The organism is Sphingomonas sp. Leaf30 (genome assembly GCF_001422525.1).
In the GTDB taxonomy this organism is placed as follows: Bacteria; Pseudomonadota; Alphaproteobacteria; order Sphingomonadales; family Sphingomonadaceae; genus Sphingomonas; species Sphingomonas aerolata.
Map to the genome: position 1 here is coordinate 991,090 of NZ_LMKZ01000018.1, position 15,399 is coordinate 1,006,488.

General features: G+C 68.6%; 17 protein-coding genes. 5 read left to right on the forward strand and 12 right to left on the reverse strand.

What is annotated here, in order from left to right; translation table 11 throughout:
* From accD to ASE89_RS18430, 8 genes are all read right to left on the reverse strand, one after another.
* Nucleotides 1–809, reverse strand: an 809-nt coding sequence (accD, locus tag ASE89_RS18395; RefSeq protein WP_056680946.1) for an acetyl-CoA carboxylase, carboxyltransferase subunit beta, incomplete at its 3' end; no start/stop codon positions are given.
* Nucleotides 806–1,633, reverse strand: a complete 828-nt coding sequence (gene trpA / locus ASE89_RS18400) for a tryptophan synthase subunit alpha (RefSeq protein WP_056680534.1) — start codon at nt 1,631–1,633, stop codon at nt 806–808. The genes trpA and accD, both read right to left, overlap by 4 nt.
* Nucleotides 1,630–2,859, reverse strand: a complete 1,230-nt coding sequence (trpB, locus tag ASE89_RS18405) for a tryptophan synthase subunit beta (RefSeq protein ID WP_031441224.1) — start codon at nt 2,857–2,859, stop codon at nt 1,630–1,632. Before trpB ends, trpA begins: the two co-directional genes overlap by 4 nt.
* 159 nt (nt 2,860–3,018) lie before the next feature.
* Complete coding sequence (locus ASE89_RS18410; RefSeq protein WP_056680536.1) at nt 3,019–3,654, reverse strand: phosphoribosylanthranilate isomerase; 636 nt, start codon at nt 3,652–3,654, stop codon at nt 3,019–3,021.
* A gap of 183 nt (nt 3,655–3,837) precedes the next feature.
* Nucleotides 3,838–4,512 carry an orotidine-5'-phosphate decarboxylase gene (pyrF, locus tag ASE89_RS18415; RefSeq protein WP_056680539.1) on the reverse strand — a complete coding sequence of 225 codons (675 nt, stop codon included), beginning with the start codon at nt 4,510–4,512 and terminating at the stop codon, nt 3,838–3,840.
* Entirely contained in the window at nt 4,512–4,892 is a 381-nt protein-coding gene (locus ASE89_RS18420) for a LapA family protein (RefSeq protein ID WP_056680542.1), read from the reverse strand. The genes pyrF and ASE89_RS18420 overlap by 1 nt, the downstream gene beginning before the upstream one ends.
* 109 nt (nt 4,893–5,001) lie before the next feature.
* Entirely contained in the window at nt 5,002–7,290 is a 2,289-nt protein-coding gene (locus ASE89_RS18425; protein ID WP_056680545.1) for a patatin-like protein, read from the reverse strand.
* Between the two features lie 51 nt (nt 7,291–7,341).
* Nucleotides 7,342–8,037: an endonuclease/exonuclease/phosphatase family protein gene (locus tag ASE89_RS18430; protein WP_056680547.1), complete on the reverse strand. Its 696-nt coding sequence runs from the start codon at nt 8,035–8,037 to the stop codon at nt 7,342–7,344.
* Between the two features lie 381 nt (nt 8,038–8,418).
* On the opposite strand from ASE89_RS18430, the gene ASE89_RS18435 reads away from it, so the two are divergent.
* The 3 genes from ASE89_RS18435 to ASE89_RS18445 are packed head-to-tail and all read left to right on the forward strand — an operon-like array spanning nt 8,419 to nt 11,182.
* Nucleotides 8,419–10,020 (forward strand): flavin monoamine oxidase family protein, encoded by a 1,602-nt coding sequence (locus tag ASE89_RS18435; RefSeq protein ID WP_274602375.1) that lies wholly within the window; start codon nt 8,419–8,421, stop codon nt 10,018–10,020.
* Nucleotides 10,017–10,598, forward strand: coding sequence for a GNAT family N-acetyltransferase (locus ASE89_RS18440; RefSeq protein WP_236701859.1), 582 nt, complete (start codon nt 10,017–10,019; stop codon nt 10,596–10,598). Before ASE89_RS18435 ends, ASE89_RS18440 begins: the two co-directional genes overlap by 4 nt.
* Nucleotides 10,599–10,633: 35 nt before the next feature.
* Nucleotides 10,634–11,182, forward strand: coding sequence for a RidA family protein (locus ASE89_RS18445; protein WP_082451689.1), 549 nt, complete (start codon nt 10,634–10,636; stop codon nt 11,180–11,182).
* A gap of 16 nt (nt 11,183–11,198) precedes the next feature.
* Here ASE89_RS18445 and ASE89_RS18450 read toward each other — a convergent pair whose 3' ends face one another.
* Entirely contained in the window at nt 11,199–11,771 is a 573-nt protein-coding gene (locus ASE89_RS18450) for a cytochrome b (protein ID WP_168427714.1), read from the reverse strand.
* Between the two features lie 132 nt (nt 11,772–11,903).
* On the opposite strand from ASE89_RS18450, the gene ASE89_RS18455 reads away from it, so the two are divergent.
* Nucleotides 11,904–12,386 (forward strand): potassium channel family protein, encoded by a 483-nt coding sequence (locus ASE89_RS18455; RefSeq protein ID WP_056680554.1) that lies wholly within the window; start codon nt 11,904–11,906, stop codon nt 12,384–12,386.
* Nucleotides 12,387–12,442: 56 nt separating this feature from the next.
* A complete protein-coding gene (locus tag ASE89_RS18460) occupies nt 12,443–13,249 on the forward strand; it encodes a universal stress protein (RefSeq protein WP_056680557.1) in 807 nt (268 codons plus the stop codon).
* A 10-nt stretch (nt 13,250–13,259) separates the two neighbouring features.
* Here the strand turns inward: ASE89_RS18460 and ASE89_RS18465 are convergent, their stop codons facing one another.
* Genes ASE89_RS18465 through ASE89_RS18475 form a run of 3 tightly spaced genes read right to left on the reverse strand, consistent with a single transcriptional unit; the run spans nt 13,260 to nt 15,294 of the window.
* The gene (locus tag ASE89_RS18465; RefSeq protein WP_056680560.1) at nt 13,260–14,174 is read right to left on the reverse strand and encodes a hypothetical protein; all 915 of its coding nucleotides are present in this window, start codon (nt 14,172–14,174) and stop codon (nt 13,260–13,262) included.
* A gap of 38 nt (nt 14,175–14,212) precedes the next feature.
* The gene (locus tag ASE89_RS18470) at nt 14,213–14,425 is read right to left on the reverse strand and encodes a hypothetical protein (protein WP_056680563.1); all 213 of its coding nucleotides are present in this window, start codon (nt 14,423–14,425) and stop codon (nt 14,213–14,215) included.
* Nucleotides 14,422–15,294: an SDR family oxidoreductase gene (locus ASE89_RS18475; RefSeq protein ID WP_056680566.1), complete on the reverse strand. Its 873-nt coding sequence runs from the start codon at nt 15,292–15,294 to the stop codon at nt 14,422–14,424. Before ASE89_RS18475 ends, ASE89_RS18470 begins: the two co-directional genes overlap by 4 nt.
* Nucleotides 15,295–15,399 lie beyond the last annotated feature (105 nt).

The following is a 15,399-nucleotide window of genomic DNA, read 5'->3' on the forward strand; positions in this document are numbered from 1 at the left end:
AGCTGTTCGCGCAGGTCTTTCCGGTGGACGACCATGTCGATCATCCCGTGTTCGAGATAATATTCCGACGTCTGGAAATCCTCGGGCAGCTTCTCGCGGATCGTGCTCTCGATCACGCGGCGGCCGGTGAAGGCCAGCGTCGCCTTGGGTTCGGCGATCTGGACGTCGCCGAGCATCGCATAGGCCGCCATCACGCCGCCCGAAGTCGGATCGGTCAGCACGACGATATAGGGCAGGCCGGCGTCGTGGAGCATCTGGATCGCGACGGTGCTGCGCGGCATCTGCATCAGGCTGAGGATACCCTCCTGCATGCGTGCGCCCCCGCTGGCGGTGAAGATCACATAGGGCACGCGGTCCTCGATCGCGGCCTCGACGCCGCGGACGAACGCTTCGCCGACCGCGAGGCCCATCGACCCGCCCATGAAGCCGAAATCCTGCACGCCGACGACGACGCGGTGGCCGTCGATCGCGCCGCGGGCATTGACGAGCGCGTCACGCTCGCTGTTGTCGGTCCGTGCGGCCTTCAGGCGATCGGTGTAGCGCTTCTGGTCGCGGAACTTGAGCGGATCCTCGGGCACCGGCGGCGCGGGCAGCTCGCTGCAGCTGCCTTCGTCGAACAGCTGCGCGAAGCGGATCTTCGGCCCGATGCGGTCGTGATGGTCGCATTTCGGGCAGACGTGGAGATTTTCTTCCAGCTCCTTGGTGAAGACCATCTGCCCGCAGCCCTTGCACTTGTGCCAGAGGTTTTCGGGCGTCTCGCGCTTGGCGACGAACGGCAGGACGTTGCGGACGCTGTTGAGCCAGCTCATGCCCCGATCTCCATGCGAATTTCCTTTCGGGCCGACGCGACGGCATCGGCGAGAGACGTGATATAGGCGCGGACGGGCTCCGCCGCAGCGGTGCCGTGCTGCGCGACCAGCTCGACGATCGCCGAGCCGACCACGACGCCGTCGGCGACGCGCGCGACGTTCGCCGCCTGCTCGGGCGTGCGGATGCCGAAGCCGACCGCGACCGGGATGTCGGTCTGCGCCTTCAGCCGCGCGACCGCGTCCTCGATCGAGGATTGCTGCGCCTGTTGCAGCCCGGTGATGCCCGCGACCGAGACGTAATACAGGAACCCGCTTGCACCATCGAGTACGGTCGGCAGCCGGGCCGCGTCGGTCGTGGGCGTGGCGAGGCGGATCAGGTCGATCCCGGCGGCGCGCAGCTGGGGCCCAAGCGCATCATCCTCCTCAGGCGGCACATCGACGCAGATCACGCCGTCGACGCCCGCAGCCGCGGCGGCCTGCGCAAACCAGTCCGCGCCGCGCCGCAGCATCGGGTTGCCGTAGCCCATCAGCACCAGCGGCGTCGCGGGATGGCGCGCGCGGAAGGCGGTGGCGATCGCGAGGATGTCCGCGGTGCGCGTCCCCTGTGCGAGGCTGCGGATGTTGGCGGCCTGAATCGCGGGACCGTCGGCCATCGGATCGGTGAACGGCATGCCGAGCTCGATCGCATCCGCGCCGCCCGCGACGAGCGCGTCGAGGATCGCCGGCGTCGCGGCGGTCGAGGGATCGCCCGCGGTGACGAACGCGACGAGCGCGGCGCGGTTCTCGGCTGCGGTGCGCGCGAAGGTGGCGGCGAGGCGGCTCAAATCGCCACCCCGAGCGCTTCGGCGACGGTGAAGATGTCCTTGTCGCCGCGGCCGCACAGATTGGCGAGGATGATCTGGTCCTGCCGCATCGTGCGCGCCTTCTTGGTCACTGTGGCGATGGCATGCGATGGTTCGAGCGCGGGGATGATGCCCTCGGTCCGGCAGAGCAGCTGGAACGCGTCGAGCGCCTCCTGGTCGGTCGCGCTGTCATAGTCGACGCGGCCGATGTCGCGCAGCCAGGCATGCTCGGGGCCGATGCCCGGATAGTCGAGCCCTGCCGAGATCGAATGCGCCTCGGTGATCTGGCCGTCCTCGTCCTGCAGCAGATAGGTCTTGTTACCGTGGAGCACGCCGGGGAAGCCGCCCGCGAGGCTCGCCGCATGCTGCTTGTCGAGCCCGTGGCCCGCCGCCTCGACGCCGAGCATCGCGACATCGGCATCGTCGAGGAACGGGTGGAACAGCCCGATCGCGTTCGATCCGCCACCGATCGCGGCGACGAGCAGGTCGGGCAGGCGGCCGACGCGGTCGAGCATCTGCGCGCGCGCCTCGGTGCCGATCACCGACTGGAAATCGCGGACCATCTCCGGATAGGGGTGCGGGCCGGCGGCGGTGCCGATGATGTAGAAGGTGTCGTGGACGTTCGCGACCCAGTCGCGCATCCCCTCGTTCATCGCGTCCTTCAGCGTGTGCGCGCCGCTGGTGACGGGGCGGACCTCGGCGCCGAGCAGCTTCATGCGGAACACGTTGGGCGCCTGACGCTCGACGTCCTTGGCACCCATGTAGATCACGCAAGGGAGGCCGAAGCGCGCGCAGACGGTCGCGGTCGCGACGCCGTGCTGGCCCGCGCCGGTTTCCGCGATGATCCGCGTCTTGCCCATCCGGATCGCGAGCAGGATCTGGCCGATGCAGTTGTTGATCTTGTGCGCGCCGGTGTGGTTCAGCTCGTCGCGCTTGAACCAGATCTGCGCACCCATGCCGGGTTCTGCGGATTCGCGCAAAGCCTCGGTCAGCCGTTCGGCGTAATAGAGCGGGCTGGGGCGGCCGACATAATGTTCGAGCAGGTCGTCGAACTGCGCCTTGAACGCAGGGTCGGCCTTGGCGGCGCGATACGCCTCGTCGAGTTCGAGGACGAGCGGCATCAGCGTCTCGGCGACGTAACGGCCGCCGAAATCGCCGAAATGGCCGCGTTCGTCGGGCTGGGCGCGGTAGGAATTGGGAGCGTTCATGCGGAGCGCTTTAGCATTTCGGAAAACGCTGTCACCCCTAGCGTTTCCGATACGCACCACCCCGGCGAAGGCCGGGGTCCAGTCGGGAAGGTCGTGGTGACGGGCAGGACCCGGCAATGCACCGTCCCCAGCTGGGCCCCGGCCTTCGCCGGGGTGGTGCTAGAGCGCAGCGACCGCCTTCAGAAACGCCGCGATCCTGGCGTCGTCCTTCGTGCCGGGTTCGCTCTCCACCCCCGACGACACGTCGACCAGCTCGGCGCCGGTCCGCCGGATCGCCTCGGCGACATTCGCCGGGTCGAGCCCGCCCGACAGCGCCCAGCGCAGCGGATGCCGGAACCCGTCGAGCAGGTCCCAGTCGAAGCGCAGTCCCATCCCGCCGGGCAGCGCGGCCGAATCGGGGGTTTTCGCGTCGTAGAGGATGCGATCGGCGACGCCCGCAAACTGATGCGCGCCGTCTAGATCCCCGCGCGTGCGCACCGCGACGGCGACCCATAGCTCGATCCCGAACCGCGCGCGGATCGCGGCCGCGCGTGCGGGCGTGACCTTGTGGAGCTGCAGCACGTCGAGCGCCGCGGATGCGATCGCCTGTTCGAGCATCTCGTCTTCCGGATCGACGAACACGCCGACCTTGGCGACATGGCCGGGCACGCGCGCGGCGAGTTCGGCGGCCTTGTCGAAGGTTACGTGGCGCGGCGAGGCGGGGAAGAAGACGAAGCCGACATGGCTCGCCCCGTGCCGGATCGCGGCGTCGAGCGTCGCGGGGGTCGAGAGGCCGCAGATCTTGGCGGTAGTCATGGTGTTCCTTAGATCCCGGCGGCCTGTGCATTCCCACATTCTCCGTCATCCTGACGAAAGTCAGGATCCAGAGCCATTGCCGCCAGCGTGCGTTACTCTGGATCCTGACTTTCGTCAGGATGACGGGGGTACATCGTCAGGATGACGGGGGTAGATCGTCGGGATGACGGTGGACGGTGGGGGTCAGAGCGTCGCGGCGATCGCGCGGGCGGCGGTGTCGGGGTCTTCGGCCTGGGTGATCGGGCGACCGACCACGAGGATCGAGGCGCCGGCGTCGAGCGCCGCGCGCGGGGTGACGACGCGCTTCTGGTCGCCGACATGGCCATCGGGCAGGCGGACGCCGGGCACGACGAAGAACCCCCTGGGCCAGATCGCCTTGGCCGCGGCGACTTCGGCGCCCGAGCAGACGATGCCGTCGACCCCGGAGTCGCGCGCCAGTTCGGTCAGCCGTGCGACATGGTCGTGCGCGCTGCCGGTGATGCCGGTGGCGGTGAGATCGGCGGCATCGAGGCTGGTGAGCATCGTCACCGCGATGACCTTGGTCCCGACCGGCGCGGCGGCCTTCGCATCCTCGAGCATCGCGCGGCCGCCGCTGGCATGAACGGTCAGGATCGCCGGGGCGAGCCCGCCGAGCGCCTGCACCGCCTTGGCGACGGTATTGGGAATGTCGTGGAGCTTGAGGTCGAGGAAGATCGGCAGCTCGAACTCGGCCATCGCATGCACGCCGGGCTGACCGTGCGCGCAGAAGAATTCGAGGCCAAGCTTGATCCCGCCGACATGGTGACGGACGCGCCCGGCGATCGCCTTCGCGCGGGCCAGATCGGGGGTGTCGATCGCGACATAGATCGGGCTGCTCATCATGCGACTCCCGGCGGGACCGCGGTCGGCGCGGCGGCGGGCGGGATGGTCGGCGCGATGGCCGGCTCCTCGGAATAGGACGGGGTCGGATAGGACGGCGTCGGATAGGCCACCGGCGGCACAGCATGCGCGGCACGCAGGTCGAGGATCGTCCGCTCCGCGGTCGCGAGCCGCTGACGCAGGCGCCAGCGCATCGCAAGATTGTAGAGCAAGGTCGGCAGGAACCCGATCAGGAACGTGACCAGCAACAGCATCGGCAGATTCACGTCGGCGATCAGGCCGCCCCAGAGCCGGATCGGCACGGTCGCCCAGTTGGCGATGGTGAAGACTGCGGCGATGAACGCCAGCAGGCACCAGAACAGGATCTTCAGGAACTGCATGACTTATCCCCTTGCATCCGCCCGGGGGTAAAGCCGCCGTCCGCTTTTGGCCAGCCTTGCGCCAACTTAACCTGTTCCGGACCGGGCCGGCGGTCACGGACGGTGCGTTTCAGCCGATCTCGCGCCGGAGATCCGCGAACAGGCCGGGCACCGCGGTCAGCCGTTCCTCCTCCTCGTCGAGGATGGCGAGGAACGCGGCGCGCTTGATCGCGGCGACGCGGCCGGGCTTCATCCGCACCGACGGGGGGAGCGTCGAGACGGTGATGTCGATCATGCGCTCGGCACCGTGCAGCCGGCCCCAGAGATAGTCGTTCTCGCGGTAGGCACGGCTGAAGAACGCGCCGAAGCTGTTGAATTGGATCCCTTTCAGCGTCGCCTCCGCCCCGCCCGAGCGAATCGCGACCGCGTCGTCGGGGGCGATCCGGTCGACCTTGATCGGATCGAATTCGTCGAGTCCTTCACCCTGCAGCAGCGGCAGCGTCGCGGTGTCGAAATAGGGGAAGCCGAGATAGGCGAGCAGCATCGAGCGGCGCACCGGCCGGTCGAGCGCGACGAACGCCTCCGCGAGCCGCACATCGGTCTCGGCGTCGCGGCGGTTGAGGTCGAGCGAGGTGGCGAGCGCGTCGAGCAGCGGCATCGCGTCGTCGCGCAGCGTGCGGACCTCGCGGCGCAGCGCGGCATGCGCATCGGTCCGCTGGCATTCGAGATAGTCCGACAGCGACGCGTAGATCGCATCGCGGATCGGCGCGAGCGCCACCTCCTCGACCTCGGCTTCGAGCACCGTCAGGCGGCGTGCCATCAGGCGCAATCGGCGGATCCGGAAGCCGAGATCGAAGCGTCGCAGGAAGGCGATCGTCGCGGGGCTCGCGCCGCCGCCATGCGCCGCGCCGATCTCCTCGGCGCCGCTCTGCGTCACCGCGGTCGCGATCGCCGCGCGGATCCGGTCCCAGCGCTGCGGCCCGGGTTCGCCGCCGGCGTGGAACAGCAGCGAGGTCAGCGTCTCGACCACGCCCGCGACCTTCAGATGGCCATAGGCGGCATAACCATAGCCGGCGCTCGCCGCCGCCGCTTTCTGCGCACGCGCACGCCAGTTGGCGAGCCGCGCCGCGGTCGGGCTGTTGAGGAACAGCGTATGGCCGAACAGCTGCTCGACCTCCGCCTCGACATCGGGGCGGATCGCATCGATGATCGCGCGCATCCGGTCGATCTGTGCCGAGCGCGCGGCGATCGCGTCGAGATTGTCGCGGATCGGCTGCTGGCGCGGCAATTCGCTGATCGCGCCGATGATCGTCTGGAAGAAGCCCGGCGTGCCATTCTGTGGCGGGAGGCGGAACTTCATTCCCGGTGACGGATCGATATAGACGAAGCGGCGGTCGATCTGGCGGCGCGCGGGGCGTTCCTTCAGCGCGTCGATCGCGGGGCGGAACGGCGCGTTGGCGAGCACCGACCCGTCGATCAGCACGACCTGATCCGCGCCGTTGGTCGCCGACTGGCGGGGCAGGATACGCTTGAGGAACGCATCGCGCGACGCCCAGGACGTCTTGCGATCGGCGAGCACGCCGTCCAACTCGGCGACCATGAACGGCGGGAACGCACCGGGAAAGCTAGACGTCGCGCGTGCGGCAAAGGCGAGTTCGGGGATGCCCGCCAGGCTGTCGGTCGGCGCGCCATGATCGGAAAAGTCGACGACGACGCGGTGCTCGGTCTCGACCACCTCGGGGGGCGAATTGAGTTTGAGCCGCTCGGGATGGCCGGTGAAATCGGTCACCGTCACGAACAGGTCGAGCGGCTGGCCCGGCGGCAACAGGCGGGGCCTGCGTTCGCTGGCGGCCATCGCGTCGAACGCGTCGAGCAGCAGCCCGGTAAAGGTCGCGCCGCCGAACGGGGGCTCGAACCAGCGCGAGCGGACGAAATGCGACAGCTTGGCCTTCACCTCCTCGCGCGTCGTGTCGTCGAGCGTCTGGACCTTGTCCGCGCTGCGCCCCGCCGCCATCCAGGCGAGCGGCAGCGCCCAGGCCTTCGAGAAGCGCGAATGCGGCGCGGCATGGGGATCGATCAGCGCCTCGACATCGGCCGAGCTCAGCCAGAGATCGGTGAGCGGATCGAGGCTCTGCCCGGTCGCGATCGCCTGGGCGAGGAAGATGCCGTTGATCCCGCCCGCGCTGGCGCCGGCGATGATGTCGGCGAGCACGCGGACCTTGAGCGCGCCCTGCGCCCCGATCTCGTCGAGCAGGTCGCGGTACACTGCCTGGCTGCCGGTGCCGCGGTCGCCACCGGCATGATGGCCGTGGCTGGCGCGGACGAGATGCCAGATCTCCTTGGTAATGCCGTGCATGTAGACGGCCAGGCTGATCCCGCCATAGCAGACTAGTGCGAGGCGAAGTTCTTTCTCGCGCACCCGCTCAGCCCCCGACCGGGCAATGATGATAGCTGACGACGCCGGTCCGGATCATGCGGGCTCCAGCGTCGCCCAGATCGGCAGGTGATCCGATGCCTTGCGCGCCGCGGCGCTGCTGTGCACGCCGCAGCTGGCGATGCGCAGGTCGCGCGACGCCATGATCCGGTCGAGCCTGGCGATCGCGCGGCGCGAATGGAAGCTCGCCCCGGTATCGGCGAACGCGAAGTCGCGGCCGAAGTCGCGCAGGCAGCCCGAGCCCGCGCTCCATTCGTTGAGGTCGCCCATCAGCACGGTAGGGTGGCGGGTCGCACAGGCGTCGACATGCGCGAGCACCGCCGCCGCCTGACGCCGTCGCCACAGCCCCGACAGATCGAGATGCATGCCGACGACGCGGATCATCCCGCCTGCGGTCCGCACGTCGGCCATCACTGCGCCGCGCGGCTCGAGCGAGGGCAGGTGGATCGCCTCGCTGTCGACGATCACCGCGGACTTGCGCACCAGCACGACATTGCCGTGCCACCCCATGCTCAGCGCGTTGAGGCTGACGGGGATCGGCTTCCAGTCGCTATGCTCCTCGAGCAGGTGATAGGGCAGCACGCAGGCGCGCGTGCCGAACCGGCGATCCGCCTCCTGCAGCGCGATGACGTCGGCGTCGATCTCGCGCAGTACCTCGACCACGCGTTCGGGGTTCCGGCGGCGGTCGAGACCGATGCCCTTGTGGATATTATAGCTGGCGACCTTGATCATGTGCGCGGGCTTAACGCGGGATGGCGGGTGCGGGTTGCCGCGGGCTCTGCCGATTGCCCCGGCCTGCGCCGTGCATGATGTACGGACCGGCACCGCGCGGCGGCGGTTCGATGGATTGGAATACCGCAATCTCCTTGCGCGTAACAATAGCACCGGGATGCGCGCGAAACAGGACAAAAACTGCTTGCGCGATCGATTCAATTGGGGTGTCATGCGGTCATAACAAAACGCAGGGACGGACGATAACGAGCTGGTGCGAGCAACGCGCCGGTCGCCGGGGGAGTGTGCCGCGGATCCGAGCCAACAGGACGGACGACGCGAAGGTGAGCGACTTTCCAGGGGACGCGCGGTCGAGGCCGCGCAAACGGGGCGGACTCACAGATGATCACGCGGCGATCGATCCTACAGCATATCGGCATGGCGGGCGGCGCGGCCGCGACCTTCGGGGCGATGGAGGCGCTGGGGATCGCGGGCAATGTCGCGGCGGCGGCGCCGATGCCCGATCTGCCCGCCGGCTTTGGCAAGGGGCGGTCGGTGATCGTGCTGGGGGCGGGGATCGCCGGGCTGGTCGCCGCCTATGAACTGCAGCAGGCGGGGTTCGACGTCACCGTGCTGGAGGCGCGCGACCGGGTCGGCGGGCGCAACTGGACGGTCCGCGACGGCGACCGGATCGTGATGGACGGCGAGGCGGACCAGGTCGCGCGCTTCTCCGACGGCGCCTATTTCAACGCCGGGCCGGCGCGGCTGCCGAGCTTCCACCACCGCATCCTAGGCTATTGCGGCAAGCTCGGCGTCCCGCTCGAGGTCGAGATCAATTCGAGCCGCAGCGCGTTCCTGATGGGGCAGAAGGGCGACAAGGTGCGGATGCGCACCGCGATCAACGACACGCGCGGGCATGTCGCCGAACTGCTGATGAAGGCGGTGAACCAGGGCGCGCTCGACCAGAGTCTCAGCGCGGCGGACAAGCAGGCGCTGCTGCCGTTTCTCAAGACGTACGGCGATCTGGATGCGACGGGGCATTTCGCAGGGACGTTGCGATCGGGGTTCCAGGCGTTTCCGGACGCCGGCGTCGGCGTCTTCGCGCGACCGCCCGCGCCGATGCCGCTCGACCGGCTGCTCGCCAACGAACAGCTGCCGGCGATGCTGTTCGAGGACAATGTCTACATGCAGGCGACGATGTTCCAGCCGGTCGGCGGGATGGACCGGATCCCGGCGGGGTTCGAGCGCGCGCTGAGGCGCAAGGTAGTGCGCGGCGCGGACGTGACGCGGATCCGTAACCGCCCCGATGGCGTCGAGATCGCCTGGCGCGATACGAAGACGGGCGCGGGCCGGATCGCGCGCGCCGATTTCTCGGTCTGCACCATCCCCTTTCCGGTGCTCGCCAAGGTCGACTGCGACTTCGCCAAGCCCGTCGCGCAGGCGATTGCGGGCGTGGTGTACGACCATTCGAACAAGGTCGCGTTCGATTCGCCGCGCTTCTGGGAACAGGACCAGATCTATGGCGGCATCTCGTTCGTCGGCGGCGAGACGTCGCTGATCTGGTATCCGAGCGCGGGGCTGTTCAGTCCGCGCGGGATGCTGCTGGCCTGCTATACCTCTGGCGAGCGGGCGGAAGGCTTTGCGAAGCTGCCGATCGCCGACCAGGTCGAGCGGGCGCGCGCCGCGGTCGAACGGCTGCACCCGGGGCATGGCAAGGACCTGATCAACGGCGTCGCGGTCAACTGGAACAAGATCCCGTACAGCCTGGGGCCGTGGCCGAACTGGTTCGTCGGGATGGCGGGACATCAGGAGGGTGATATCGATACCGAAGGCTATCGTCTGTTGTGCCAGCCCGCGGGCCGCACCGTCTTTGCCAGCGCCGCGCTGAGCCAGACGCCGGGATGGCAGGAGGGCGCGGTCCAGTCCGCGCATCACGCGATCGCCGCGATCGCGGGGCTGCAGCGGGCTGATCTGGGTGCGCGGCCGGACCGGGTGGCGGCGTGATCGGCGTGATAATGAGCGGGACGACGACGGGCGGGGTGACGATCCGGGCGGCACGGCGGGAGGATGTCCCCGCGCTGGAGCAGCTGATCGCGACGTCGGCGGCAACTTTGGGGCAGGGCTTCTACGCGCCCGACGCGCTGGCGAGTGCGATCCGGACGATCTTCGGGGTCGATACCGATCTGGTCGACGACGGCAGCTACCTCGTCGCGGAGATCGACGGCGCGCTGGCGGGGTGCGGCGGGTGGAGCCGCTTCGCCACGCTGTTCGGTGGCGATCGCTATGCCGACCGGTCCGCCGCGCTGCTGGTACCGGGGCAGGATGCGGCGCGGATCCGTGCGATGTTCACCGCCCCGGGCTTTGCGCGGCGCGGGGTGGGATCGGCGATCATGGCGGCGAGCGAGGCTGCCGCGCGGAAGGCGGGCTTCGACAAGCTTGCGCTGATGGCGACGTTGTCGGGGGTTCCCTTCTACGAAAGCCACGGCTTCGTCGCGGAGCCCGGGATCACCGTCGACGCGGACGGGATCGCGGTTCCGTTCGTGCCGATGACCAAGGCGCTTCACACGCCCGACGCGTCCTGACGCGCGGGACCACCGAATTTTTGGGAGAGACGACCATGCCAGTGCGACCGATCGTGAACCGCGTCTCGCGTACATTGACCCGTGCCGGTCTGGGGGCGAGCATCGCCGCGGCGGCGATGCTCGCGACGCCGGCAACCGCGCAGATCGTCCGCCACGCCAATCCCGGGCCGGGGCCGTCGCTGATCCTGCAGAGCGTGACGATCCCCGCGGGTGCGGAGACGCTGGTGTTGTCGGGACAGCTCGCCGTGCCGATCGATCCGTCGAAACCGGTCACCGGCGTCGAGTCGTTCGGCGACACCAGGACGCAGACGGTCAGCGTCTTCACGAAGATCAAGGCGATCCTGGCCGAGCATGGCTATACGATGGCCGATGTCTACAAGCTGACGGTGTTCGTCACCGCCGACCCGAAGCGCGGCGACGGCAAGATGGACTTTGCCGGCATGAACGACGGCTTCAAGCAGTTCTTCGGGAGCGCCGACAACCCCAATACGGTCGCGCGGTCGACGGTGCAGGTCGCAGCACTCGCCGGCCCCAATTACCTCGTCGAGATCGAGGCGACCGCGGCGCGGATGCCGCGTCGCTGAGGCGGCGGGGCGGCGGTCAGCTGTCGCCCCCCGCCCCCGACGGCAGCATCCGGTTGCCGATACGGTCGACGAACTGATGCTTCAACGCGGCGCCGACATGCAGGACGAGCAGCGCGCAGGTCAGCCAGACGAGCAGGCCGTGCGCCTCTTCAAACCCCTCATGCGCACCGCGCGGCAGGCCGGGGATGAACGGCCAGCTCAAGCCGCCGATGAGCGAGGTGCTGCTGCTGGTCAGCGCGGGCTTGCCCGTCGACAGATACATCCACCCGGTCGCGGGCAGGCCGATCAGGATGACGTAGAACAGCGCATGGTTGGCGCGGGCGAGCACGCGTTCCCAGGTCTGGAGTGCAGCGGGGAAGGGCGGCGGCGGATTGGCGATCCGCCAGATCAGCCGGGCGATGCTGAGCAGCAGGATCGTGAAGCCGAGCGTCTTGTGCCAGTCGAACCAGCCGCTGCGCAGGTCGCCGCGCGGCATGTCGGCAAAGGTCCAGCCGACATAGAGCTGGATGAAGACCAGCGCTGCGATGATCCAGTGGAACGCGATCGCGCCCAAATTGTACCGCCGTGCGCCATCGCGTCGTGCCGTCATCTGCTGTCTCCCCGGTCGCCCGGTTCTACGCCGCGCGGCCATCGGCGTACAGTGGTCATCCCGCCTGCACCGGGGCCGGTCTAGGTAGATACCCGCATGGGAAAGCACAGGCGGCCGCTTTAGGCTGGAGCGATGAACCTCTTCGTCCAGCTCGCGGTGGCGACGGGCATGGTGCTGGCCACCATCCTGGTCCATCTTGCCGGGCTGGCCGGGCTGTTGCTGGTGATCCGGCGGCAGGGGCGCAGGACCGGGGTGCGGCGGCGCTGGCATGACGTGATCGGGATCATCGGCGCCGCGACCGCGCTGTTCGTCGTCCACGGGATCGAGATCTGGGCCTATGCGCTGCTGTACAGCGGGACGGGCGCATTCGCCGATTTCGGCACCGCGCTGTATTTCTCGACCTCGACCTACACGACGATCGGGTATGGCGACGTGCTGCTCGGGGAATCGTGGCGGATCGTCGGCGCGATCGAGGGCGCCAATGGCGTGATCCTGCTCGGCTGGTCGACCGCGTTCTTCGTCGCGATGGTCGCGCGCATCACGATCGTCGAGCGCGAATTCACCGATCGGCCAGCGACCCCGCGCCCCGCGGCGGATCCGTATAAACCGCAATAACGCGTGCGCGCCGGGCAGCCTAGCAATAGCGCTGTATCCAACCCGAAAGGCGTCCGATGAAAAACATTCTGGTGCTGGCGCATGACGACGAGGGCCAGGAGGCCCGGCTCCAGGCCGCGCTCGATCTCGGGCGTGCGCTCACGGGGCATATCACCTGTCTCGACGTGACCTATATCCCGCCGATCCTGGGCAACGACTATAGCGAGGCCGGCTATGCGATGGCGGCGGTGCTGGCCGACGAAACTACGCGCGAGCGTGCCAACAAGGTGACGCTAGAGGCTCGGTTCGCGCGCGAGGATGTCGCGTGGAACTGGGTCGATGCGACCGGGGAGGCGGCGGCGTGCATCGTCCGCGCCGCGGCGCTCGCCGACGTCATCGTCCTCAACCGCCGGCTCGAAAACCCGTCGGTGATCGACATGCGCCGCACTGCGAGCGAGCTGATCGTCAAGTCGGGCAAGCCGGTGCTCGCGGTGCCGGGCGAGTCCAGGGGGATCGACCTGGCGACCGCACTGGTCGCGTGGGACGGGTCGCCCTGCGCCGCGGCGGCGCTGCGCGCGGCGGTGCCGATGCTCAGGCTCGCCGACCAGGTCACGCTGTTCTCGGTCGACGACGGGGCGATGGCGTCGCCGATCGAGGACGCCGCCACCTATCTGTCGCGCTACGACATCCACCCCGTCATCCGCCGGATCGAGGTCCAGCCCGGCGGCGCGCCCAAACAGCTGCTCGCCGCCGCCGCGAGCGGGCAATATGGCTATGTCGTGATGGGCGGGTTCGGGCATCTGCGCTTTACCGAGGCGCTGTTCGGCGGGGTGACGCGGACCATGCTGACCAGCAGCCCGATCCCCGTCTTTCTGGCGCACTGATTGAGCGGGGTCAGAGCGCCCCGGTCAGCAGCAGCTTGCGGACGTCGTCCTGTACCTGGTTGGCGGCGCCCAGCCGCTCGATCAGCTGCGCGGGACGGCTGCCGCGGAGGCCCGCGACGGTCAGTTCGCCGTCACGGACATAGGTGTAGACGCCGCTGACCGCGAACGCCGCGACATGGCCGATATGTGCCTTTTGTCCGTCGATCGTGGCGGTGAAGCGGTCCGAGGCGAAGAAGCGGCGGCGGGTCATCGGTGTCTCGAAAGCGAATTCGAGGATCGCGACCTGTTCACGCTCGGGGGGCACGGTGTGCGCGACGTCGGGCGCGGGCGGCGCGGGGTCCGCATTGTCGTAGCGCTCGGGCAGATGCAGCCGCAGCTTCAGCACCGCGGGGTCGGCGGCGAGCGTCTCGGCGAACTGCGTCATGAAGTCCGCAAACCCGGCGGCATCGGTGTCGCCGATCCCGAAATGGACGTGCAGCCGGTCGATGCTCTCCCCGCCATTGGGCACCGGGTTGGCGATCCGATCGACCAGCGTCCGCGACCCCTGCGGCAGCGCATAGGCGACGGTCGCGGCGAACATGTTCTGTTCGTCGGCGAACAGGATCGGGCAGGCGGCGTTGAAAATCTCTTGATCCGCAGCGCTGGCAAAGCCGATTTCGACCCCGCCATCGAGCACATAGTCGTCGAACGGCGCGATCCCGTCGATCGCCGGCCAGAGATGCGCGTCCTGCGCGCGATCGAGATGCATCTGGACGTACCAGCCAAGCCCCGGAACGCGCGAGCAGAGCGGTCCGTGCACGTCGCGCCAATAGGTCGCGAAGACCTCATGCGGGACCTGCGGACGGCGCAGCACCGTCGTGAAGGTGTTGATCGCGATCCGCGAATCGCGCGCGGAATAGTCGGTCGTGACGCTGGGGTCTGACATGGAAGGATCTTTGTTCTGGAGAAATCGGGGGAGCAGCGTCAGCGCTCGCGAAGATCGGGGACGCTGTAGAATGACGGTTCGTCGTCGGCGGTGCCGCGCGCGAAGACGGCGATGTCGCCCGGCATCACCTCCTGCCGGGCCCACCGGTCCCATCCGATATGGATGAAATCCGGCGGGCCGAAGATGCGCAGCGCGGCGCTGTATTCGTCGCCGTGAAACCCGACAAAGTGCAGCGCGGGGCGGACGCTCACAGCATCGGCATGCCGCCCGTCACCGGCAGCAGCGCGCCCGACATGTAGCTGCCCTCGTCGGAGGCGAGCAGGACATAGGCCGGGGCGAGCTCGCCCGGCTGGCCCGCGCGGCCGAGCGGCGTGTTCTGGCCGAGCGTCTCGAGCTCGTCGCCGCCCTTGGCGATCGGCTGGATCGGCGTGCAGACGGGGCCGGGCGCGACGCAGTTGACGCGGATGCCCTTGGGGGCGAGCAGGTTGGACAGTCCGATCGTCAGGCTCGCGATCGCGCCCTTGGTGGTCGAATAGACGATCATGTTCTCTGTCGCGATCTTCGCCTGCACGCTGGTCGAATTCACGATCGCGGCGCCCGGCTTCATGTGCGGCACCGCGGCCTTGGCGAGGCGGATCATCGCGAAGACATTGGCAGAGAACGCATCCTGCATCTCGTCGTCGTCGATCCCGTCGAGCCCTTCGTTGGTCGTCTGCGCGGCGGCGTTGTTGACGAGGATGTCGAGCTTGCCGAGATCCGCGACGGTCCGCTCGACCAGCGCCGCGCAGTGATCGCGGTCGCGAATGTCGCCGGGCAGCTGGATGCAGCGGCGGCCGGCCTTCTCAACCCAGGCCTTGGTCTCGTCGGCATCGGCCTGTTCCTCGGCGAGATAGGAGATCGCGACGTCGGCGCCTTCGCGCGCATAGGCGATCGCGACCGCGCGACCGATGCCCGAATCGCCGCCGGTGATCAGCGCGACGCGGTCTTTCAGCAGCCCCTTGCCGACATAGCTGTCCTCGCCGTGATCGGGCTTGTTGCGCATCTCGACCTCGAGACCGGGGCTCGGCTGCTGCGGTTCGTTCGGAAAGGACGTGGGGGCGCTGCTGCGGGGATCGCTCATAATCTCGTGTCCTGCGTGGAGTTTAGGGGGGGATATGCGGGTCGAACGAACCAGCACGCGCATCGCTCCGCCGCGCAGGCCCGATCGCGCAGTTGCTGGGCGATG